The following is a 23,145-nucleotide window of genomic DNA, read 5'->3' on the forward strand; positions in this document are numbered from 1 at the left end:
CGACACCGCAATTTCCCGCGCCGAGAAGGCTCGGGATGCGGAAAAAGACGGCCGGATTTCGCAGGCGTTCGACTATTGGAAGTTGGTATTCGACGGGTATTTCCCAAACTATGGGTGAACGCATGGACAGAGAGCTGCTGATTAATGAAGCCAAGCGCCTGGACGAAGACCTGCTATGGTCGATGACCTCGTGCTTTCAAATCGCGACCTGGTGGCGGTTGCTCCATTGGGTTATCGGCGTGCCTAGCGTCGTCGTCGCAGCGGTCACCGGATTGAAGGCCGTGAAGGCCGCTGATCCGCAAACGCTGGTGTATTGGGCGATAACCTCTGCTGTCCTGAGCGCTCTCGCCACGTTCGTCAACCCCAGCCGTTCTGCTCGCGAATTCCACAACTCGGGAGTCAGATGCAGTGCACTGAAAGGTAAAATCCGTAGGTTCTGGCAGATTGATTGCACTACCGACGATGCCAGCCTTCGCAAGACGCTGGAAAAACTCGCAGACGAAAAAACACACCTTATGGAAACGATGCCCCACACAGGGGGGGGCTCGCCTACTGGCTAGCCACCCGCAGCATCAGGAAAGGTCAGAACAAGCACGAGGTCGATATTTAGACGGAGATTCATGTCACAAGGTTATGTCGATTTGCTATGTAGCCTAGTATCCTCTATCCCTTTGTAGTTCTGTCAGACTTTCCATTTGGGAATCGACATTTTTCGATAAGCTGGCACGCGTGAACCACCAGCGCAACCGTGGTGTTGTGACCAACACATCTCGGTTTCCACATCGTACTGTAGTCGACGGAGTAGTGGTCTACTCAGTTTTTCAGCGCGTACCGCTACAGAGCCTCCCGGCGCGAACAGGTCATATCGCACGTGAATAGCAGCTATGCCGACCCTTGCCAATTTATTCGCGCTGCCTGGTTTCAGGCGTGGAGTTGACTGTTGGCTCGATTGGGCACCACAATTATAGATACCCTTTCACAGGCGCTCCCATGACTATTGATTTGACGATACTAGAACACCAGTTTTTTGATCCCTGCTGGGAGCCGGATGACTGCAGTGTCCTCGACACGGCTTCAGGACGGCTTCAAATTTTCTGTCACTTCAGTCAGCGCCTTGTGGCGTGGGTCGACTCCAGAGACGAGGCTTGGGTTCTAATCAACAGGGCCAGGATCGGAGTAATGCTTAGACATCTCAAAACCCTTGAACCAGATGATTTCTTCCATTCTTGGTACGCCAATCGACTGAGGGTTTTCCGCGAATATATCGCAAGCAAAGGATTCCCCGCATCTGAGGGAGGTGCTCCGGAGATAGATGGGGCGGACGACAAGAACAGGACAACCGCGGGCGCTGACTTCATCAAAGGCTGTCTCGGTTCGTCCGACGAAGTTGTCGTCGAATTCACGAGCGACGTCGGAACGCCGAGGATCGTAAAGGGCAGCGCGGTACATGAGATTGACGTATCAGGCCTGAAAGAGTTTCAAAAGCGCTTCATTTCCGAACATAGAATTATTGAGAAGGCCAGAGCCAACGTCCCGCTAGATAATCGAGAGTGTGCCGCAATCGAAGATATCGATTTGGGTAACGGAATCCATTCACTATCCATCATGCGGAAACCCGCTTTCCAGCCTCAGTATCCACATGAGCTATGAGGTGAGGCCGGAGTCGTTAAGTGTACCGCGACCGCATCTGTCCCAAGACGCCTTTCAACGTTTTGGTCGCACTCATTGATTTTACGAAGTCTGGTAGAAAATGCCGCGGGAGTCCGACCTGAAAACACTACCTTGTGGTTGCCCTAGAAGGATGCGTCAGGTGGGCAAAGCGGCAACTACTTCATCTATTCAGTCTTCGTTTTTTCTGGCCGTTGGTTGAGTTATCACCCATCCACGATCGAAACGTACTGTTTGTCGGAGGTGTCGGTGCAGCGATAAATCGGTCTTCTCTCGTCTCGACGTGGGCGCTATACTCCGTCCCGTTCTGCAGAAGGAGACGACTATGGACAAGAACCCTGTCGCTGAACTGGTGGACAAACTGATCGAGGTCGGTTGTGACATTCGTGCGATCGGCACTGTCGGCTATACATTGGTTGATCCGCTGGATGACGAAGAGGTGTCGGCTCGTGTCCACGCCATTCTGGAGGATTTCGGACCGCGTGATCATCTCTTCGGCGATATAATTGCATACCTGAATACGCTCGGACGCGTCGTTCCTCTGGAAACTCATGACGCCATTCCATTGCCGCCCTCTTCGTTACATTAGCCTGCAACGTCCCGGATACGGAATTGTAGGCTTCCCAAGTTGAGTGACCTACGAAGCCGAAACTAGGTTTTTGGCGATCAACAGTGGAACTATCGATTTTGCGCCGGCACGCGCCTTCATCTTCTCAATGCGGTGTTCCACCGTTCTTGGGGAGAGTTCGATGACGTGACCGATTTCACGTGCGGACAGTCCTTCTCGGAGCAATTGAACGATAGACAGATCGATGTCATCGAAACGGACGTCGCGAATGACGGCCGAGATAGAATGGACCTCGCCGAGAATGCCGCACCAGGTCTTTTTTACCGACGGATCGGGTACAACTATGCCATTGGCGACGACCCTCGCATTCTGAATGACTTGATCGATTTTGCCGATGATAGGGCGGCCGTCGGCAATCGCTTTATCCCGCCACGCGCCGGCATCTTGCCGCATGTCCAAGTTTGATCCATACCGCTTCTACGCTGTATTCTCATAATAAAGGGGAAAATGATGTCACAAACTGGCAAGAAACAACCCAATCCGATTGACGTACATGTGGGAGGCCGCATCAGGCTGCGCCGAACCATGAACGGCATGAGCCAGGAACGGCTCGGTGCCAACCTCGGCATCACGTTCCAGCAAATCCAGAAATACGAGCGTGGAACCAATCGCGTCGGAGCCAGCCGACTTCAAAACATCGCCAGCATTTTGAATGTCCCGGTCTCGTTTTTCTTTGAAAACGCCCCCGGACAGGGTTTGTCTCTTGATGACGCTGACCTGTCACATGCTTCGCCGCGCGACGATTTTCAGACATTTCTGTCTTCATCGGAAGGCTTCCGGCTTAATCGCGAGTTCGTAAGGATTACGGATCCGAAGGTACGCCACCGTATCATCGAGATGATCAAGGCAATAGCCGCAGATCAAGACGAGGGGTCGGCATAGCAATAAAAGCACGCCGACACCAGTCGCGCTGCACGAACACAAGGCCACGCCTTTCGGCACCCTTAAAGGAATACGACTTCTTCGGCGGCTCGAAACAAAGAACTTGGTGGCCTGGCAATAGCGGAAAGTGGCGACCGGTCAGTTGGGATTATGGCTGCCGGGGGTAGTGTCCCCACTTTCCGCGATGTATTGATTATGGTATATAATTTTAAATGGCAAGTATAAAGCCCTTTTCGTAGACGCCGTCCTTCTTCTTGCGGGTTATCCTTTGTCGATTGCTGCCAGCATATCGTTGTAGGCATCCTCATCCACATAGGCTACGCCTTCGATCAGCATCCTGGTCAGTTTACTCGTCGGGCGAACGTTATCCGGGTCGAGGACGACAACGATCCGACCGGATGTCATATTCTTCTCATTAACGGGATAAAGGTCACAAAACGGATCATATCCGTCATCGGGAGCAATATACCGCCCTGTGTCCATAGTGGTCGGGATTGCAACTTGCCCTGTGCGGACTGAGGTACCAGCAACGTACTGTGCGTTAACGATATTAATAGCCCACACGTTGCTTTGTGAAATGATCTTGTGATGATCGTTGGCGTCAGGCGCATAAAGTGCTTGTGTTACCGTAACGTGATTGATCAGGAATCTGCCCTCGACACGCTCATGGGAGCCTTCACCCAACAGATTGATTGTATTCGACATAGTCTCACCATTCTGGATTACGGGCGCAAATATGGCGAGCGCAGATGGAAGAGGCAATATTCTCCTCGCAGTGCAGGGACAAAGATTTTTCGCGTTTACTGGAAAACCTGGATGCCGCCGGGATTCGATTTTAAAAACTACGACAAAAATTGTTTGACGATATTGTAGTTGACGTTTGCCATGTATCGATGCCCTTCTTGCGGTTTACAGCTATCCAATGCCTTGATCTCGTTGAGACGCGTGACGACCGCATATTTCGGGGAATAGTTTTTGTCACGAGTTTCAGGTCGGGCATTGATCTCTCGGGAACCGCAGTCAAAAAGATAGTACTGACATCGATATGTACTAGCGGGATGCCGGGTTGGTATTGCCACAGCGATGTCCTGAAGTTTCCCCCCGAACTGTAGATATGCTGGAACGATGTAGATTGGGAAACACCTTGTTTTCCCGGAGGTCAGAAGTGATTCATGCTCAGCTTCGCTCAATAGCCTGCGGAACAACAGGACAGTCTGATCCCTTGCCGACAACCCAAAGAGACTGGTTACGTTGTCGTATCCAGCGTCCAGATCGTTGACGTTGAATGACATATCAACCCCACCACCGTTATCTGTTCAGGTAGTATGGTTGTCTCTGGCAGAAGCTGCAATTCCAAAAATGTACCCGACGAATAGCGCCACGACGTGTCTATACTGAAATACCCCTATCAGGGGCAAGCAACCTTGAACAAAGGCGTTCGCTCCACGAAAAAGGGCTGAGAGCGAGTTGGGAAAAAGCGGCACACTCGAGCGTGGGTGTGCCGCTTTACAGGCTTAGCTATTGTCTTCGGTAGGTGCGTCAGGCCCATATTTCTTGATCGAAGCAATTGCGTTCTGTGCATTCACCTTGGAGGAATAACCCTCCGTCGCAAAGATCACTTCATCGTTGTATTTAAAGCGGACACGAAATTCGCCCGCCTTGTCTTTGTAGATTTCGAACTTATGCGCCATGTTACTTTCCTCGATATGGGCGGTGATTCGTACAATCAAAGCGTGCCATTGGCAAAGACCAGTCGCAAATTTGTTGCTGATCCCCTTTTCGACGCTGGCTTAGGCCCTGTTCAGATCGAGATATTTTGCCCTGAATTCCGCCGACCGCGTTCTCCGTAAAAAAGCCCATCACAGGAGATGCTCGCTCTTGGATTCGACGCCAAATTGCGTATGGTAGCGCACCGATTTTTGACCTCGAGAGGGACCCATGCAGGTTCTAGTACGCGACAATAACGTCGATCAGGCGCTGCGCATTCTCAAGAAGAAGCTCCAGCGAGAGGGCATTTTCCGCGAAATGCGTCTTCGCGAAGCTTTTGAGAAACCATCGATCAAGAAAGCGCGGGAAAAGGCTGAAGCAGTTGGCCGTCAGAGAAAACTTGCCCGTAAGCAGATGCAACGCGAAGGCCTTCTTCCGTCAAAGCCCAAAAAGGGTACGTGATCGCGGTCGCGGTGTTGCGCTAGGGGATCATCTGTACCCAACTCTCGGTCCCCGCTTCCAACGTTCCTTGCAGAAGAGGCTCGGAGGTCGGAAATACGACCGTTGCGTCTGGCCTACGAATGGTAGTCCTGTTCCATTGGCACGACGGTACACGCTCACGGAACGTCCGCCGCTACCCGTTGACAATAAAGAGGCGCGCGAGTGCCGGTTTGAAAGCTGTCAGAATATTGCCGCTGATATACGTTCCAACGCCGCATCGGCGGCACGCCCCTCCGGTGTGGTCGGGAGGAACAGGCCACCACGGTACTTACTCGTATTTGTTGTTTGGCTGTGATTGGAGACGTTGTCGGTTTCGACATACGAACTTACCGCTACCGCCTGCCTCTTCCCGGCTTCTGCAAAACTATTTAATCCGATGTACGATGCCGCCATATAATTGAAACCGTTTTGCGTCGTCATTTGTGAATTCCTGACGAGAGCGACTACCGGATATCCGCGCCGGCGGGCCTCCTTGGCAGCCGTGTGTGTCATTTCGTTCTTGAACTGTTCAGGCGGGGCAGCCGAACTGCCAGTAACGGTGAAGGTTGGGCCGATTGTATTCGACAGCGCAAATTTTGAGCGACTTGCCTGCATCGTCTGACAAGACGTTAACAGGATAAGGGAAAGCAACGTTATTGCGGACTTCATGATTGTCTCTCCGGTTAGGGAGCATTGAGACTAGTAACTACAAATATCTCATTAATTTTAGAAATCTAGTGGCGGTCAATCTCATCATAGTTTCACGGCTCAAGTTAAGATTTCCGCAATCCTAACGTCACTGGCGAGGAACTGACGTCTGATGTCGTCGCCGTGACCTGAGACCCATCGTCCCTCCAGTTTTTTGGGATCAGAGCAGTTGTAGTCGGCCGGGGCCAAACGGACAGGATGAGGTCGAGTGATTCGGTCACACCGCTACGTTCTTGCTCGCTTAGGCCAGGATGCCGGGGGCACTTAATCCTCTGAAAATGGTAAAGCAATGATCTTCTCAATCCCTCATGATCGCGACGAGCCCGGTCCCGCTCCGGATCGAAGGAGTGACGACGCGACTGCTGGAGCCATTTCCAGTCGAAACGGAGGGAGGCCGTGCGGTAGAACTTTTTGTCGAGAGTTTGGCGCTCTTGCAGGCGCCCAGTCGTTCGCGAAATGAGCTGGACGCTGCCGGCGAGATTACCCGCTTGGTTGAGGGCAATCCGCTTCCCAAGCGTTGGAACTCGGCGTGACAACGGTCCTGTAGGAGTTGAGGCGCTCCATCGATGTTCTTTCCGGCGGGGGAGGACGGCACATCCAAAGCATCGGAGCATGAGGGCGTCGATGGACTGGAGTTTCTCCATATTGCGACCGGCGGAATGGCGGGCGCCTGTCGCTCTCTACCGCGGGACCGGGAAGTTGCAGAATCCTGAAGGAGCGATGACCAGCGGCGTGCGGCAGCGTCTGTCGGACATGCATCTCATCGCGGGCAAGACCGAGATCAGGCTTCCGCATCTCGTCGCGTTATTCTGTGCGTCCCTGGCGTAGTGCCGGTCACGCGGCGCCTCCTACCAGAAGAAACCCGTCCTTCCTAGCGCTGGATTTCTTGTGAATTGATGATTGGGATATGGCGCTACGACCTTTTCGTCGGACTTGTGGTTCTCGATCACGATGAACTGCGCCTTCCCACTCAAGCTCTGGAGATGGCGGTAGAAGTGGCCCGCGAGATCGGCCTTTTGAAGCTCTATCTCCTCGGGAGACACTTCCCCAAATCTGGTCTCTTCGGCCGCCCGGTATGCCAGAAGTGGCGCGTCCAGTACCATAAAGCCAGGATGAGGCCTGCCTTTCTCTTGGCAATACAGCAGCACTGCCACCTTGAAGGCCGAGTGTAGGATCGCCCTTATGCCGGCGCCGTTGTCTTTTCGCTGCTTGCCGTCGACAACGATATCCTGGTCCAACGAGGAAAAGTGCACGGCTTCAGCGCCAGGGTAGTTCCATTGGCGAAGGACTTCCTTCACGACCTTCGAAAGCTCGTTGGCTTCGGATGTGGAAAGGTCCATGCTGAGATCGAGGTTGGTGGCCCGCTGCCTAGAGTTCACCGGCCGCGCGAGAATCTGCTGAATTTCGTTCTCATAGCTCGCAAGCAGGGAGCGGTTTCTCTGTTCTGTGCGGATAGCATCCAGTCGAAGCGATGCGTCCGTAAACAAGGCGCGGGCCGAGGTCTCCGAATCGGCGGCGTTGTCTAGCTGCTCGCGTATTTCGGCGCCCTGATCGAACAAGGCATCGAGATATCCCTTGCGTAGTTCGACCTCTTCATTGGCTTCGCCGATGGCAATTTTGAGCTGCGAAAGCTCCCGCTCGATCTTGTTGATCTCGACTTCCACGGCGGCACGCTGCTTCTCCACGTGTGCGAGTCCATGGTCGTGATGCTGGTGCTCCGGAGCGGCCCCGCACCGCGGACAGTTCATCTTGGTAAATTTCTGGAAGAGGAAAGCACCTTCTTCGAGGCCGGCCAAGCGGTCGGCGTCCGAGACGTAGATCTTCCGCAACTCATCGAACCGGATGAGCATCGTACCGAGATCGGCGACCGCGGTCTCCTGCTGACTAATTGACTCCTGAAGATCGATCGATCTGGCCTTGAGCTCATCGAGGATGTTCTGTCGCTCGGTCAGTACGTCGAGAAGGTCCGTGCATTCGCGAGAAGCCGTCTCAAGACGGTCCCGCAGAACGTCGTCATCGATCGACTCGTCGAGCTTTTGACGGAGTCGATCAGCCATCCCTGAAAGGAGCTCCACTTTCCCATCGCGGGCTGCGCGCAACTGGTCGCCCGAACGGACCTGCTCTACCGAGGAACCGTCGACGCCGGTCAAGAGAAACTTGATAAGGCTTTTGTCTTCCGACGTAACCGTCGGTGAATGAGCGAGAAGAATGCTTTTCTCGTCGATCATCCTCGTTTCGTCGACGATCAGATAACGAGCAAGCGTTCGCAGCGAAAACGGGGACTTCTCCGCTCGCTCGTTCTTGAGAAGCAGCGCCGGTCGGAAGCCGGACTCGCCCAGAATGAACTTCGAAACATTCGGCGACTGCGGGGCGTGGGTCGCCTTGAGCGCCTCGCCATACCCAGCCGAGCCAGGCACGACCGGATAGGCGTGGCCGTGCCCCATGTAGACGTCGCCGCCGTGGATCGAACGCCGAAGGGACACTGCTCCAGCCCGCGGCGTCGTCAGCCACAGGACGAAATTATCGTAACCGATACCCTCCCTCGGAACGTTGAAGCGCTCCCCGCCCAGCACGTAGTCGATCGACTTGCGAATGAACGACTTGCCCGCATTCGACGCGCCCCATACGATGTTCACCCCGTCCTCGAAATCGACGTACACCGTCTTTTTCTCAGGGCCGGTCATCGACAGGCGATCGATCCGGATGTGGCTGCTTAGTTTCGTCAAGGCGCGCGTTCCCCCACGACCTCATGCTGCCAGCGCTCTATTCCGGCTCGCAAATTGCTGAAGAAGGTCTCGAGGCCATCGTCGGCCGCTTTCCGGACGAGCCAGTGGCAGGACTTTTTCAGGCGATTATTGTAGTGGCTTCCCATCAAGTCGATGAAGGCGGAAGTCATCTCGCGCGACCGATAGGAGATGCCACGCTCGTCGTGCATTTCGTCGACTAGGAAGCACCCGACCATGAGCGAAAGTCCTTCTTGAATCAGGCTCCGCCGAACGAAATATTCGCCGGCTCGAGCTTCGAGGTCGGGATGGACGCTTTCGTCCGCGCCAGCGTCAGTCGCGTGTACGACGTAATAGTCGAGCAGGGACAGCTCCCCGATATCGAATGACGCCGGTGCGAAGGCGTCGAGGATGATCACCGTTCTCAGCCCGGCCTCGAGAGGCGAGTTGAAGAGTGCAGGGGTGGGTGTGTCGGTCATTTCCACGGCATTTTCCCGGTGTTTGCGAAGTGATGACAGGCGCCTTGCTTGACGCCGGGGGTGACACGATTGTGTTTCCCCAACGGCCCAGAGACAATCACCTTCGAGGCCTCGCTCATGATTTCAGTAAGACGGTCGTAGCTCGAGCCCGCGCTCATCTGATGGTATCGATCGATGACCCCGTCGGCGACGTCCTTGTCGACCTGCAGGATATGCTTCTCGAACAGGCTGTCTCGAAAATGAAGGCCGAACGCCCTGTGCTCGAGATATCGGCGCCTGGCCGTCACCATCTGTGTTCCGTACCGGAGGTCGCCGTTGACGTCGGCGAGGTCCGCGAATTTGGTGCCGCGGTGCTCTCCGAAAACCTCGACGAGCTGCGCGATATATGGGACCTCGTGGTTGTATGGCATCCCTGGGACGTCGTGGTCCTCCACCTTCGGAGCTTCACCTGGGTCGATGTCCATGATCTCGGCCATGACGGTCCGCATTTCAGGCTGTTCGACGAGCTTCTTGGCTTTCCACAACTTGACGTTCGAAAAGTCGTAGGACGTGATCGCCGATCGAATTTTGTCGGTCAAAGGCGATGGCGTCGAAGAAATGCCCCTCAGGCAGTATGCGTCCCAGTGGGCGATGAGATAGGGGCCCATCGTGGAGGGTAGGTCGGTGAGCGAGGTCACCGTACCGGTGCATGAATTCGGCGCTACGAAGACATATTTGGTCGGCAGGGTGAAATGCCCGGCGCAGTGGTAATGAAAGATCTTGCCGAGCTCGAGAACGAACGCACCGATGCCAAGCGGCGAGAGCAATTGCTTGCACTGGTAATTGTGCCACTCGCCCTCGTACCGCCCCTCGGAAAGAAAGCCGACGGCGTCACGTCCCATGTCAGCGGAGGCGCTTGGCTGATCGAAGTCAGGATACGTTCGCTTGAGGCGTACGATCCATTTCTTGACGAGGTCCTCGAGCTCGGCATCGCTCAAGTTCAGGATTAAGCGGTCTTCTTGGAATGGCATCACTAAAGGATTCGGCGGAGTTTGCAGCGTGACGCATCAGTTGCAGAAAGCCTGCGTCTTTGCAACTCCGGATGAGGTGGATAACGCGTCTGCCACAAGCTCTTCGTCGCCCAATGCACCTGTTTGCGCCGGTTTCCCACAGAAAGCGCTCGAATCCTTCAAGGACGGAAAAGCAATAGCAATTATCATCTTTTACAGCAGCCTAGCTACTAGACGTCCTGGAGGGTTCCCCCTCTACCTCCCAGATGCGGCCCGCTCGTCCGCGAACGATGCCGCAATCGACCAAACCTTGGTCGGCAGGACGTAACCAAGCAGGCGCCCTCCCGCTGCAGCGGAAGGACGCCTGCTTTTAGTATGATCAGAGCTTGGAACCGCCGTCCACTCGGAGCGTGTCGCCGGTCAGCAGAATGCGTCGATGGTCGATAAACTAAGGACCACCGCGGTCAGCCTCGCGAAGGAGAGTGCGCATCCACCCCCGACGTCGGACGACGACCCACAGACGCCTAAGTTCTGAACGGGCGTTCTGTGGTCTACCGAAGCGGCCAAGCAAACCTCATCAATATCCTTCTTGAGTGTGGAAAACTAACGCTTGATGCAAGTTTGAATTGCAGACAACGCCGCCGGCTGCATACACTCGACATGGGATAAGGGGGCGCTGGTTGTGAGGGACGATGACTACGGCAAGCTGTCGATCTTGACGCTGGCGAAAGCTGCGTCTCGGCGTCTTGTTGAGGCCCATGCTGAAGCCGATCTTGGCGACGTCTGCCTGAACGTCGCCGACAGCCCTTTGCCTGTCGTGAAAGCCTTGGCGAAGAGGCTAGCCGCCCTTTCCATAAGCGAACGGCATTACTGGATTGGTACGCTTTACACGCTGATGCTCGATCCGCGCCAGCGTAGGAAGCAAGCCGCCTACTTCACGCCGCCGTATCTCGCCGAGTCCTTGATCGACTACGCGATCGCCAAAGGATTCGACCTGGGCCGACATGACGTCCTGGACCCGGCCGCCGGCGGCGCCGCGTTCCTCTCGCTGATCGCCAATCGTATGCGCCGCATCGGACTGTCCGAAGCAGACATCGCGTATCGGCTGAACGGAATAGAAATCGATCCGGTCCTTGCGCGCATGTCCCAATCCCTGATCGAAGAGCGTCTCGAAGGATACGCGGAACGACAGATGGTCCACGTCGGCGACGCCCTGCAAGCCGTCCCATTGGCTTCCTACGACCTGGTCATCGCCAATCCGCCTTACGGTCGCATTCCCGTGGGCGACGCGGTCGGAGATCACTGGGAAAAGGTGGCCCATAGAGGCCACATAAACAAGTACGCTCTGTTTGCCGAACTATGTTTCCGCCTCGTCAAACCAAATGGACTGGTCGCCCTGGTGATCCCGTCCAGCTTCAGATCGGGACCGTTCTACGAGAAGATGCGCTCGTTCGTGCTGTCGCAAGGCCAGATCCTCGCGCTAGGAAGCGTCTCGAACCGTAAGGACGTGTTCGCCGACGTGGCGCAGGAGGTCAGCGTCCTCATCGTGCGAAAAGGATCTGCCCATCGAGTAAGCCGGGACGTGGAGTTTCCAGTCTTTGGGCCATCGGGAAAGCGGCAGCCGGCGGTGAAGGGAAAAATCGCGACAGACCCATCCGCGTCATGGTGGCCGCCTTCAAGATTCGACGATGCCAAAGCCGGCGCGACGATCGCGGACTATGGTGCGATTGCCAAGGCCGGACACTTCGTCTGGAACCGGGAGCAGGACAAGATGTGCTCCCAGTACGATCCGGACGCACGACCGCTCGTCTGGGCGTCCAACATCAGGGCTGGCCGAAAATGCGTGCCCGCGACCCGTCAGGGCGACGGCGTCGACTTCGTGAAAATGGATCGCAGCAGCACGGCGGTTGTCACCGAGCACGCGATCGTCTTGCAGAGAACGACAAACAACAACCAGTCGAGACGTCTCATCGCAGCCGTCGTGGACGAGGCGATCGTTGGGCGCTGGGGCGGCTTTGTCTGCGAGAACCACACGATCGTGCTTCGCGGACACGAAAAAAGACGCATGGCGCTTCTGGCCGGCCTCCTCAACACCAAGGCCGTCGACGACCGATACAGGGCCGCATCGGCGACGTCGAACGTTTCGGTCAATCTACTCAGACAGCTCGATCTGCCCCATCCGGATCTCTACAGGGCTGCGTTGAAGGAGACGCGCGACCCGGAAAGGGCGGCTGAACTCGCCTACGCAAGAGCCGCCGCCGACGCTCCAATGCTGGAGGTCCTTGCAGGATGAGGGACCGGCAGAATTTCCAGCGCGCACCGAGAACAGGGCTCGCCGACCTGCAGCAGCAGCGCCGGGACGCCGTCTCGAAGCGAGCCGAGATACTCTCCGCCATGTCAACCAAAGCAGCCGCGATAAAGGATTCATCGGAGCTTGCCGCGATCGAACAGGCTGCTCATGCTCGACCCGTCACACGTTACTTGGCTGCGCTTTCCGCCGCACCTCTGAAGCGTCTCTCCGGTGAGGACCAGCCGATTTCCAAAGTGTATGCCAAACTCGTCGAGGCGACGCTGGCGTCGATGAACGACAGTTGCGTAACCGTTGCAATGACCTGGCCGGTGCGAGACGTCAGCCTTTCGGCCGTCGCGTCGCTGATTGCCGTCGCGGACATAGGCGCCCAGCCTGAGATGGCGGTGACGAAAGGCGGGATTCCCTATCCGTCCTACGAGCGACCGCGAGGACTGCGAGCGCTGCTGTATCCCTATGCGAGGTCGACGCATAAGCATGCACGCCAGGTACTGCTGGACAAGACCCACCTTCGCACGCTCAGCATCCGGCATGCCGTACGCCATACCCATGGGAACGATACTGACGGTGCGATGAAGGATTTTCATCAGGTGCTTGCCCGTGCCGGGAAGCTGACCGGAATGGGGAGGGACGGGAAGGAATACCCCGAGTTCAGGCATCCCATTCTCGACGAGATCATCCCGCACGGCGCCTGCAACGGCACCCCGCATGGAAACGGGCAGCTCCTGTGGCGATCGTCTACCAAGACTGACCTGAAGCAACACAAGCGGTCCGGCCTGGCGGACCACGGCAAGACCGCCGAATTCTTTCTGCACGGCCTCAGACGAGATGATAATCCGAGACGGTCGCTGAGGGAGGCCGGCGCTCTCGACGTTGTCTTCTTCGATCTGACCAAGACAGGTCAGCAGCGCCTTGGCGACGATTGGCCTGAACTCGCCAGCGAAGTCTTCAAGCTGGTCCGGGAGCGGCAGCCCAAGGCCGGCGTTGTCGTCCTGGTCGACGAACCTTTTTCGTTCGACAAATGCCGCTTCGAGATCTTCAACGAGCAGAAGCCGGAAAAGAAACGGCCCAGGCGCCACCCCGCGAGGTCCGTCGTGATTACCGCGTACGGCGGAGCGGTTCTTGCCAACGACGACGTCCCTTCAAGCTGGACAGGCGCCGTTAAAGTCCAGGCAGTCGGATTTGGAGGCGCGGCGCTAGACCTCGCGGGAAGGCTCCGCGGGATTGGAAGCGAGCTGCGATCGGCCGAAGACAAGGCGGGCCTCCGGGCCGTGCGCGATCTGGTCGCCACCCTTCGGCGCAACGCCTCCTTGCCGGGTTCCCTCTCTTCTTTCAGCGACCATGTGACGTCAGAACAAGGGCCGGCCCTCGCCAACGATTTTCTGGCGTCCTACCGCGTCTCGGGCCACGTCGCGTCGCTGAAGGATCCTAGGGTTCCGGCCTTCCAGATCGGTGGAAGCGAACTCGCCGATTGCCTTGGGACGGCTCAGGAGCTTTTCCGGAAACAGCAGGCAGAGACGCCGATGTCGCTGCTTCTTGATAAGACTATCGAGGTGACCAGGAACTCCTCGGGTCGCTCCCTGTTCATGTTCCAGACGCAGCCGCTCGCCGAGTTCGCCATAGAACAGTTCACCGCGCGGTTTTCCTGGCTCCGGAAGAAGATGGAAAGCCGGATGATCGTCTTCGCGGGGCAGGGCGGCCTCTCCGATATTTCTGGAATGCCTCCCGCTCTCCGAAATCAGTTCAAGAAGCTGTATCTTGTCGCCCCGGCCAGAAACGGCGTCCTCTCCTATTTCGCGCGCCCGTGGCTTCCGGAGCAGGTCATCGTTCTTGCCGACGCGGACACGTTGCGGTTCTCGTCCCGCGACGCGCTGCGCCTTGCCGGAGAGATCGACGAGCCGGCCATCGGCTCCCGGCTCCGCCGCTACGGTCTCGAAACTGCGAAAACCGCCCAGGCATTGGGGTCGCACACCGTTAATCTCGACGGCATTCAAGTCGTCCCGGACGACGTGGACTTCCCGCGGGAGTCGGTAGTCGATCTGACCGGCGGAAGGGGACTGGAACGCGAGCGGATCGAGATCAAGCTCGCGGACGGCCCGCGCGTCATGGCTTTTCCGGGGAGCGCGCTGGTGCTGCATGATCAGTCCAGTGCCGTCGACGAGTTTCGGGAAGTGGTCGCCTCAGCGGTTTCCGAGGGCGACCGTCTCTGCGTGCTGAGCGCCGGCTTCATCGAGAAGGCGCGACTGGTGCTCAACATTCCTACGACGGCCGCCGGCGAAATCCGAGACTACCATGCGCTGGTCATGAAAAAGTTCGCAGAGATTCCTGGCGACAACGACAGCGAAAAGCTTCGCGTGATAGTCGACCGGATAAACGATCCCGACGTCGACTTGAATCGCGCGCGGTACTGGGTGTCGATCAAGAAGGAAATGGAAGCCCGGATCGGCGACGTCGTTCCGCACGCGCCTCAGAAGGTCGACCTTTTCCTGAAGTTCACCGCCGCGCTCGGTATCGGGGAGCGGATGTCCCGAGAGTTCTGGCATTGGGGCGTGCTCGCACAGCGAACAACCAAGCTGAAGGCAGGAATGGCCTTCCATGACGCCTACAAGGGAATCCTGGTCGATCCGTTCGCGGCGATGGCCGACAATCAGAAACGGAAGCAGGAGATCAGGCGCCTGCGGTTGCTGGCGGAAGACTATGTCGCAACGGTGGAGTCGGTGGAAAGGGTGAAGCCATGATGCTGGGCAAGGATTCGAAGGCGCTCGTCGATATCGATGTCGAGCTGAAAGAGGCGGTCTGCGATGCGCTGCTCAATCTGATTTCCAGTCGCGCCAGCGGGTCCGACGAAGACGGCCGTGTGGTCTTTGGTTGGACTCCGCGACGAGGGATCGTATCGGGCCAGCTTCTTCCTCGCTTTTCGGACGCCAACGAAGACGAGACGTCGGACATCAGGATCGCCGCGATCGGGTTCGACTTTCAGATGCGCTCTCGTGCGACCGGTTCGATCAGAGCGATGCCGCGATTTTCCGTCTACCTCCGGGTCCTGCCTAGCTGGGAAGAGCTCTCGGACAAGCGTCATGGCATTGAGATCGACTTCAAGCTCGAGAAGAAGACAAAGAAGGAGATTGATGAAAAGATCCGAACGCGACGGAAGGAGCGGTTCATCCGGCAGGGCATAGATCAGGTCGACTGGCGAGCGCTTGGCCCCGAAAAAAGCGCGGAAGTCCGTGACCAGCGGCAGCGGATCCAAGACGATTTGCGCATCGAAGTCTACGCCGAATACAACATCCTACTGAATGCGGCAGACGTGACGTTGTTCAAGCCGGAAGCTCCTGAACCGGAGGAGCCGGCGGAACAGGTCGCGGAAAGCCCTGACGGCGAGCAGGCAACCGAAGCGCCCGCGCCCGTCATCGGAAGATTGGTGAGGGAAGGAAGGGCTATTCCCTATCACCTCATCCGTCCGGCCCCGATCCCCAGCAAGTGGGTCAGGCTTGACCTCACGCTGCCCAAGATGACCTGGACCGCCGACCTTGCCGGTGAGGATCTGGTCAGGAGGTTCGAGGCTTATTCCATCGAGATGCGGGCGACCGTCGCCCAGCAGATCGATGCCTGGCGCACGTCGGCTGGCATCGAAAACGCTTGGCGCGACCAGAAGGTCAGGCCCGAGGACGCAACCAGCGAGGATAGCTGGAACAAGTTCTTGGCGCGTGTGCGGGAGCTTCCCGTGGAAGCGAACGTCATACCGGACTTCGGAGGTCTCGCACTCAGAGCGGACAGACAGGTCGACTTTCTCGACCCCACGAAAGCATCGATCCGTGTCACGCTGGACAATGGATGTATCGAACTGTCGCCGAAAGATGCCGCCAAGCGGTGCAACGCCATCTTCGGCACGTCGCTCTCGATGGAAATCTCTGTCGCGGAACATGTCCCTCTGTTGTTGGACCGCGTGGAGCCCTCTTACCGCTTCCGCGACTTCCTGCAGTACCCCGCGATAGGAGTGAACTGCGGTATCGAAAGCGACGAGAGAGACGGCGTCAGGCGCATCAGCACGACTTGGGCGCCAAGGTTCACGCAGCCCCGCGTCGTTCCCCGCAACATCAAGGTGGAGACCCGATTCAGACAGTTGGCCGACGGCCATGACATCGGATGCCTTCTCGATCTGCCGCAGGAATATCGCAAGTGGGTTCAGGATCGCGAAGCAGGGCTACGCGACAAGGTAATCGACGGCCTCGACCCGGATGACGCCGATATAGAGCGAAATCGCTTCGCCGCAGACATCGCCGGACAACGGCTCGAGGCCGCGCATATAGAGGCTGGCGTGCGGCTTCTTATGGAGTCTCGTGAGGCTTCGCTGGCGCTGGAGGCAGGTCGGAGCGGCGACGGACTGGTCCGCAAGGCGGCGCCCTGGAAAGCCTGGCTCCTGACCAACGAAGCGTTCGCGAGACGAGATGCGAAGATTGCGGATCGAGGATGGCGGCTTTTCCAGATGGCGTTCGTGCTGTCGCATGTTCCGACTTTCTCCTCGCGCATGACGGAGTACGAGAGATATTTCGACAGCGAGCGCGATGAGCTGACCGCAAGTCTTCTCTACTTTCCCACGGGCGGCGGCAAGTCCGAAGCCTTCTACGGCGCCCTGCTGTTTGCGATCTTCCTGGACCGCCTCCGCGGCAAGGACCGCGGCGTCACGGCGATGATCCGGTATCCTCTTCGCCTGCTCACGCTGCAGCAGGCGCAGCGCCTTCTCCGGCTGATCGCCGTGGCGGAGATCGTCAGGGTCGAGAAAAAGGTCGGCGCCTGGCCGATCGAAATCGGCTTCTGGGTCGGCTCCTCGAATACCCCGAACCGATATGAGGGCATCAAGTCGGGCCTTCCTAAATTCGGCGATCCAGCGCGACTCAACGACCGCGTGCTGGATGGCAGCACGTTCGTCGACGGAAAGATCAAGGAGGAGGCCCTCCGATATCAGGAGGCGGTCGCAGCCTATAACAAGGTTCCCAACTGCCCCTGCTGCGGCAATCATACCGGGCTCAGGCGATACGAGCCGGCCGACAAGATGGCGGCGCGCGCGGTTATCGTTTGCTTCGACGCCGGATGCCCGTGGAACGACGCCCATTGCCAGATCACGCCGCTTCCATTTTTGCTTACCGACGATACGATCTACCAGCGCGCGCCAGCGATCGTACTTGGCACGGTCGACAAGCTCGCGATGCTCGGGCAGCATCCCCGGACCATAACGAACATCCTCGGGATGTTCGGTGCCGCTCGCTGGATCAGCCCGTCCGGGCATCTGACAAGTCCAAGCGACAAGGCCTTGCTCGATGGCGGCGCCGACGCCGCCGGAGCATGGGGAGTGTTTCCTGCCTACCGAAACGGCCGGCACGTCTTCTACGATCCATTTCCATCGCTCGTTATCCAGGACGAGGCTCACCTGCTCGAAGAATCGCTTGGTACGTTCAGCGGATTGTTCGACACCCTTCTTGAGAGGACGTTCTCCGAGATCGCGGCGCTGTCCGGCGACGACCTTCGGATCGCCAAGTTCACTGCAGGTGGAAGGAGCACGCCACGTCTTCCAAAGATGATCGCCGCTACGGCGACCATCAGCGATCCCGACAGGCAGTTGAAGACGCTCTATCAGCGTCGGCCGATGCGGTACCCATACCCAGGCCCGGACATCTACCGCTCGTTCTTCGCGAAGCCGGAAGGCCCGCCTGACATCAATGCAGAACGCGTCGCTCTCGCGGCTTCTCTGCCGCCCTATCTCGCCCCCGAAGCCACCTCGCCATGGTCGAGGCTGTACGTTTCCTTGATGACCAACGACGCCACCCACACGGTGACCACAGTCGGAGTCCTGAGCTCGTTTCATGCGATAATATCTCGCCTCTGGAACGGTCTCCTCGACCCGACGAGGTCGCAGTCAATGGTCGGAGAGATCCGCGGAGCGCTCTCGACAGGAGAGGGCGGCAACTGGCGACGAGACGCGATAGACCGGGCCGTCACCGAAGGTCGTGTCTCGGAAATCATGGCCCTGGTGGACCTCCACCGCATCGCTCTGGCCTATGTCACGAATAAGAAGGGCGGCGACCAGATCATGGACGCGCTGCATACCGGCGTCGCCCAAAGCCATCGGAAAGCTGGCCTTGAGCACGACAGGTTTGACAGCCGCCTGATCTCGGGTGGCGTCGACATGCAGGAGATACAAAGCGTCATGAAGGACGCCGAACTCTCCTTTGCCGGAAAGCCGTATCCCCCGGTGGGCGAAACCCTGAGAAGCATCGTCGCGACGTCCGCCATTTCGCACGGCGTCGACGTCGACCGGTTCAACAGCATGTTCTTCGCCGGTCTCCCGTCGGACATCGCTGAATACATTCAGGCGTCCAGCCGCGTCGGACGAACGCACGTCGGCTTCGTCATGCTGCTTCCGACGCCGCAGAGCAGGCGCGACCGCTACGTCATAGAGACCCACGACGTGTTCCACCGGTTCCTCGAACGAATGATCGCCGCTCCGGCCGTCGAGCGCTGGGCAGAGAACGCAATCCACAGGGTGCTTGCATCGTATGTACAAACCTGGGCGATGCTCAACGACATGCGGGAATTCAAGCAGGCCTCAGACAACAGGAAGTCGGCGTTCAAAAGCTACGACTCCACCCACAGCCTCCGGCAGCTAGCAAACCGCGATCCTTCGGCTTTTTCAAAGGATGTCGCCGGCTTCATGTTGTCGGCAATGGGGCTGGAGGGCAGGGACGGCCTCGGACGGCCGCCCTATCCCGAGTTCTACGAGAAAATGGTGCTACGCGAGGCAGACCGCTTCGGCGAAAGCATGCGGGCCAGCGGCATCACGGCCGACCTCCGTCAGTACTGGGCGGACTTCAATCCGGCGTTCAAGAAGCCGATGACCTCGCTCCGCGACGTCGACGAGGCGGGAGTGATCACTGCTTCGGCAGCGTATCCCGGTGGCGTCGGGCAGACGCAGTGGATAAAGACTTCGCACATGGTCAAGGTAATGAAGACAGTACGAGGCCAGCGCGGCGCCGCCGACGGCGACGTCGAGCGGGACGAGGGAGCGATCTGATGAGTGGCAAAGCGAACCAATTCGGAGACGCGCGCTCGGACTGGGGCAGGTCTTCGGGCGACGGCGAGACAAAGGAACCCAAGCCGCCAACTATGCAGCGATCTCGCTCGCAAATCGCCACCGCCTATGCTCCAGGCGTCCTTCTGACCTGGGAGGGCGGCCGCGGCATCTGCAAGTCTGTGTCCATCCGAAACGACCTTAAGAACACCCTCAGCAATACGACATACCAGATGATCCTCGACGGGATCGGTGAAACTGCGGAGAGCTGGATGGCCCGCGTCCGCGTGGCCTGTCCAGACGCCCCCGCGGAGTTCTGTCTCGACACGGCCTTCCTCGACATCCACTCCGGAAATGCCGTCGTGGACAGCAGTCGCTTCGCAATGACGGGGCCCGACGTCGTAGGCTACGTTCCGTACCCGCTGCTCTACCAATGCGCCGAATGCAAAAGCGTTCGGGAATTCCGCAGCGTTGCAGACCAGGCTGTCAACGGATTGCCCAAGTGCGAAGGGCACGTGTCGCGGTGGATGCAGGTGGACGTCGTATATACGCACTGGTACGGAACCGTGGAGCCGCTCAGCCCTTACAATTACCGCTTCGACAATGAGACACAGCAAGTCGCTGCGCTTCGAACATGCGGCTGCGGGTGGCCGCACTTCCGGCTAAAGAACGACGCCCCCGTCTTCTCCGAGTGGAAATACTCGTGCGAAAGCTGCAAGGAATCGCGGGATCTCGAAAAGGCCGAGCCGAATGTCCTGGAAAGGCTCTTTAACCAGCAGCTACGGACGGGAGCGGTCTTCGAGAAGATCCAGACGAACATGCTGCCTGTCTCATACCGCGCCAGCAGCACCTTCTATCCTCAGCGCGCGAACTTCATTGAATTGAAAAGCAGCGCGGTCGTCGACCTGATGCGCGAAGCGCGCCAGGAGGAACTCTTGCGCGAGCTCGCCCGACTCCATCGCATACCAATCGAGGAACCGTCGGAAGAAGCGATACGGGCTGCCGTCGAGGCTGCGAACCGTTCGTCCGAGTGGGTCGAATATTGCGATTACAAAGAAATGTTGCAGGCCCGCGCGGCGAGGGGCGACGACACCCGGCGTCAGCAACAGTCGATCAACGAGATCCGCGCGAAATGGTTCGACCAGGGCGTCGTCGAAAAAGGAACCGTTGCGAGCAGCGGCGTTACGAGAGCTGTCGCCGTCCGTGCCAACTGGACGAGGAAATACGATCCGGTCCGCCTGACGATCGAGCATGCAGCATTCGTCGACGAGCATATCCGCGCAGGTCTCGAAACGAAGAAGGCCGTAGATGTAATGCACCCCGACGTCACGCTCAGCTCCGCCGCGCTGATCCGGGAGGAACTGGAGCGGTACCAAAAAGCCGTCGGCGAAGTCTTGTCTCTGACCGGCGTCGAGCAGATGGTCGTTCTCCGCGGCTTGCCAATCTGCGACTACAGCTTCGGCTTCACGCGAGTTTCCGCGACGCCGGTCTACAATCGCGAATTCCAAAATCGAAACGTCCCGATGCCCGTGAGGCTCGTGGCATTCGACCCGATCGACGATGGCAAACGTCCCATATACGTGACCCAACAGAACAACGAAGCAATCTACGTGAAGCTCGACGAAGCAAGGGTGCGGCGCTGGCTCGCCGCGAACGGCGTCGGCGACCTCCCGCCAGAGAGCGTAGGTCTCGGACGGGCTTACCTCGAAAGCTACGAGGACTTCGGGCCGTTCCTAGACGATTTCAAGGATAAAGACCGACAGGTCCGGCAGCGCCGGCTCGCTCCCTTCGTCTACATGCTGCTGCACAGCTTCTCGCATCAGCTTATCCACTCGCTTGCCGACGCCTCTGGGCTGGATCGCGACGGCATCGGCGAGTATCTGTTCCCCGCCGACCTGGCGTTCACGATCTACCGGAAGGGCATGTCGCCCGATCTCGGAAACATCTCGGCCATGTGGCGCAACCACGCGATGGAATTCCTGCGACGTTCGGTCAACCAGCGCATGCTTCGCTGCGGTTCCGGGAGCCTTTGCGACAGTAGGGGCGGCGCGTGCCCCGCCTGCATCATGACGAGCGAAGTGAGCTGCTGTTCGTCAAACCTTTTGCTATCGCGGTCGGCGTTGAAGGGCGGCGGCCGGCCGGAATGGGAAGCGGGCGACATGGCCGATCTGGTCGGGTATTTCGAGAGGCGGCTGGACCACTGACCCACGTGAGGTTCTGGGCGGTGGCCAAGAACCCTCCATCCGCTAAATCGCCGAGGTGGCCAGCGTGAGATTTTCAACCGTGTCACGCCGCTGGAACGAGCTTCTGCCCGATATCCGAGAGATCAGGTATGGGCGGCTTTACCGAGTATTCGATGAGCTAGGTGACGCGCCGGAGCTTGGTGACCTCTCCACTTGGACCGCTGAACTTGAAAGCCGGCTTTACCGCGTAGCAGGTTGCCTTCGCGCTGATCCAGGTGCCGCCATTCCGCTTGCCGTGCTTTCACGATTCCACATGATCGCCGGAGGCAGACTGGCTCTGGCCGCGTCACAGCTAGGGAGCACGGGACACGCGCTCGTAGACCAGCTCGTTGCACCGGCGCTCCACAGAAGCCTCATCGAACGCAACCGTTAGCTTCGATGCGGCAAGAAGTCCAGAGCGCAAGCCTCTGAACAGTCGTAGAAATGACGCCTATCAGCTCACCTCAGCAATGAGTTCAGCAGATTGGCCAAGCGTGCACCTGCCAGAGCAATTCGCTCTTCCGCAGCCTTTCTCGCGTTCGTTTCGTAGGTTCGATCCAGTTCGGCTGTCTGGGAAGGCGCGACGGGGGAGGCGTACGCGGTAGACTTGGCCGTCCGCAACTATCTACGTTGGCGCATTTCCAACCAAAAGCCACAATCTTATCGACGGTGCGAGGTCGCCGAACGAGATGACAAGGCCGATGAGCGCCAAAATCGCTCCGATTACCGATGGGATTGTGTTAATAGTAGCCAATGCTCCGGTATAGCTGAGATACTCTTTGAAAGAGAGGCGGTTCGCTTCGGGCAAATGCCCACAATTCTGTAGCTCGTTAGCCTTGCGGATGACGTAATTTCCATCGCGACCCCGAAGGTAGGCTTTCCTATAGACCGATGCAATTGCGAAGAGGCGGCTGCTGTATTTCCCGTAAAATATGACCATTGCGCGCGCGGCGAGTGAGATGCAAATAATCACCGCTCCACACGCGATAAAGATGACGTGAGGCTGTAGCTTCGTCGCAAAGAAACCTGTCTGCAGGAGCAAAACAGTTCCAAAAGCCATATAGTGTTTGACGGTGATGTCGCGCTCGACCGCGAGATTGGCATCCGCCATGCTGTGCTGATGCGTGTACAGACTGAGTAGACCGAATTCTGAGGCTGGTTTGAGACTACTTTCCTCGGTGCTTGTCATTCGCTTCTTCCTGTTAGGTGGATTGTCGAATCCTTGCGCTGCCACTTTTCTCGTTTGCGTCCCAGGTACGTCGAAACCGGTTCGAATGTCGAGCAA

19 protein-coding genes and 1 pseudogene are annotated in these 23,145 nt (G+C 57.9%); 11 read left to right on the top strand and 9 right to left on the bottom strand.

The features are described from left to right. Window positions 1-35 precede the first annotated feature (35 nt). The 3 genes from ACIQUH_RS25980 to ACIQUH_RS25990 all read left to right on the top strand — a co-directional run bounded on the left by ACIQUH_RS25980 (window position 36) and on the right by ACIQUH_RS25990 (window position 2,257). The gene (locus ACIQUH_RS25980; protein ID WP_400820654.1) at window positions 36-560 is read left to right on the top strand and encodes an SLATT domain-containing protein; all 525 of its coding nucleotides are present in this window, start codon (window positions 36-38) and stop codon (window positions 558-560) included. A 430-nt stretch (window positions 561-990) separates the two neighbouring features. Beyond that, entirely contained in the window at window positions 991-1,650 is a 660-nt protein-coding gene (locus tag ACIQUH_RS25985; protein WP_400820657.1) for a hypothetical protein, read from the top strand. A gap of 343 nt (window positions 1,651-1,993) precedes the next feature. After that, window positions 1,994-2,257 carry a hypothetical protein gene (locus ACIQUH_RS25990; RefSeq protein ID WP_400820659.1) on the top strand — a complete coding sequence of 88 codons (264 nt, stop codon included), beginning with the start codon at window positions 1,994-1,996 and terminating at the stop codon, window positions 2,255-2,257. A 48-nt stretch (window positions 2,258-2,305) separates the two neighbouring features. On the opposite strand, the gene ACIQUH_RS25995 is transcribed toward ACIQUH_RS25990, so the two are convergent. Further along, window positions 2,306-2,689: an AsnC family protein gene (locus ACIQUH_RS25995; RefSeq protein WP_400820661.1), complete on the bottom strand. Its 384-nt coding sequence runs from the start codon at window positions 2,687-2,689 to the stop codon at window positions 2,306-2,308. A gap of 57 nt (window positions 2,690-2,746) precedes the next feature. Here ACIQUH_RS25995 and ACIQUH_RS26000 point away from each other — a divergent pair, with 57 nt between their 5' ends. Beyond that, window positions 2,747-3,178, top strand: coding sequence for a helix-turn-helix domain-containing protein (locus ACIQUH_RS26000; protein ID WP_400820663.1), 432 nt, complete (start codon window positions 2,747-2,749; stop codon window positions 3,176-3,178). A 261-nt stretch (window positions 3,179-3,439) separates the two neighbouring features. On the opposite strand, the gene ACIQUH_RS26005 is transcribed toward ACIQUH_RS26000, so the two are convergent. Together ACIQUH_RS26005 and ACIQUH_RS26010 are read right to left on the bottom strand one after the other, a co-directional pair. After that, a complete protein-coding gene (locus ACIQUH_RS26005; RefSeq protein WP_400820665.1) occupies window positions 3,440-3,883 on the bottom strand; it encodes a hypothetical protein in 444 nt (147 codons plus the stop codon). Between the two features lie 809 nt (window positions 3,884-4,692). Next, window positions 4,693-4,869 (bottom strand): YegP family protein, encoded by a 177-nt coding sequence (locus ACIQUH_RS26010; protein WP_400820667.1) that lies wholly within the window; start codon window positions 4,867-4,869, stop codon window positions 4,693-4,695. Between the two features lie 247 nt (window positions 4,870-5,116). Between ACIQUH_RS26010 and rpsU the strand changes: the two are divergent. Then, window positions 5,117-5,372: pseudogene (gene rpsU, locus ACIQUH_RS26015) on the top strand (30S ribosomal protein S21); the annotation flags it as partial. Between the two features lie 194 nt (window positions 5,373-5,566). On the opposite strand, the gene ACIQUH_RS26020 reads toward rpsU, so the two are convergent. Further along, a complete protein-coding gene (locus tag ACIQUH_RS26020; protein ID WP_400820712.1) occupies window positions 5,567-6,034 on the bottom strand; it encodes a hypothetical protein in 468 nt (155 codons plus the stop codon). 663 nt (window positions 6,035-6,697) lie between these two features. Here ACIQUH_RS26020 and ACIQUH_RS26025 point away from each other — a divergent pair. After that, window positions 6,698-6,901 (top strand): hypothetical protein, encoded by a 204-nt coding sequence (locus ACIQUH_RS26025; protein WP_400820669.1) that lies wholly within the window; start codon window positions 6,698-6,700, stop codon window positions 6,899-6,901. A gap of 20 nt (window positions 6,902-6,921) precedes the next feature. On the opposite strand, the gene ACIQUH_RS26030 is transcribed toward ACIQUH_RS26025, so the two are convergent. Genes ACIQUH_RS26030 through ACIQUH_RS26040 form a run of 3 tightly spaced genes read right to left on the bottom strand, consistent with a single transcriptional unit; the run spans window position 6,922 to window position 10,285 of the window. Beyond that, a complete protein-coding gene (locus tag ACIQUH_RS26030; RefSeq protein ID WP_400820672.1) occupies window positions 6,922-8,799 on the bottom strand; it encodes a hypothetical protein in 1,878 nt (625 codons plus the stop codon). Continuing rightward, entirely contained in the window at window positions 8,796-9,275 is a 480-nt protein-coding gene (locus ACIQUH_RS26035; RefSeq protein ID WP_400820710.1) for an ABC-three component system middle component 2, read from the bottom strand. Before ACIQUH_RS26035 ends, ACIQUH_RS26030 begins: the two co-directional genes overlap by 4 nt. After that, entirely contained in the window at window positions 9,272-10,285 is a 1,014-nt protein-coding gene (locus tag ACIQUH_RS26040; protein WP_400820674.1) for an ABC-three component system protein, read from the bottom strand. The genes ACIQUH_RS26035 and ACIQUH_RS26040 overlap by 4 nt, the downstream gene beginning before the upstream one ends. A 661-nt stretch (window positions 10,286-10,946) precedes the next feature. Here ACIQUH_RS26040 and ACIQUH_RS26045 point away from each other — a divergent pair. The 5 genes from ACIQUH_RS26045 to ACIQUH_RS26065 all read left to right on the top strand — a co-directional run bounded on the left by ACIQUH_RS26045 (window position 10,947) and on the right by ACIQUH_RS26065 (window position 22,254). After that, window positions 10,947-12,557 (top strand): Eco57I restriction-modification methylase domain-containing protein, encoded by a 1,611-nt coding sequence (locus ACIQUH_RS26045; RefSeq protein WP_400820677.1) that lies wholly within the window; start codon window positions 10,947-10,949, stop codon window positions 12,555-12,557. After that, window positions 12,554-15,310, top strand: coding sequence for a hypothetical protein (locus ACIQUH_RS26050; RefSeq protein WP_400820680.1), 2,757 nt, complete (start codon window positions 12,554-12,556; stop codon window positions 15,308-15,310). The genes ACIQUH_RS26045 and ACIQUH_RS26050 overlap by 4 nt, the downstream gene beginning before the upstream one ends. Then, entirely contained in the window at window positions 15,307-19,641 is a 4,335-nt protein-coding gene (locus ACIQUH_RS26055) for a DEAD/DEAH box helicase family protein (protein ID WP_400820683.1), read from the top strand. Before ACIQUH_RS26050 ends, ACIQUH_RS26055 begins: the two co-directional genes overlap by 4 nt. Then, a complete protein-coding gene (locus ACIQUH_RS26060) occupies window positions 19,641-21,842 on the top strand; it encodes a hypothetical protein (RefSeq protein ID WP_400820686.1) in 2,202 nt (733 codons plus the stop codon). The genes ACIQUH_RS26055 and ACIQUH_RS26060 overlap by 1 nt, the downstream gene beginning before the upstream one ends. Before the next feature lie 64 nt (window positions 21,843-21,906). Then, window positions 21,907-22,254 carry a hypothetical protein gene (locus ACIQUH_RS26065; RefSeq protein WP_400820689.1) on the top strand — a complete coding sequence of 116 codons (348 nt, stop codon included), beginning with the start codon at window positions 21,907-21,909 and terminating at the stop codon, window positions 22,252-22,254. Window positions 22,255-22,319: 65 nt separating this feature from the next. Here the strand turns inward: ACIQUH_RS26065 and ACIQUH_RS26070 are convergent, their stop codons facing one another. Beyond that, window positions 22,320-22,481, bottom strand: coding sequence for a S1/P1 nuclease (locus tag ACIQUH_RS26070; RefSeq protein ID WP_400820691.1), 162 nt, complete (start codon window positions 22,479-22,481; stop codon window positions 22,320-22,322). Between the two features lie 4 nt (window positions 22,482-22,485). After that, window positions 22,486-23,049 (bottom strand): hypothetical protein, encoded by a 564-nt coding sequence (locus tag ACIQUH_RS26075; RefSeq protein WP_400820694.1) that lies wholly within the window; start codon window positions 23,047-23,049, stop codon window positions 22,486-22,488. Between the last annotated feature and the right edge of the window lie 96 nt (window positions 23,050-23,145).

Origin of the sequence: Agrobacterium sp. NPDC090283 (assembly GCF_044769685.1) — a bacterium.
GTDB lineage: Bacteria > Pseudomonadota > Alphaproteobacteria > Rhizobiales > Rhizobiaceae > Agrobacterium.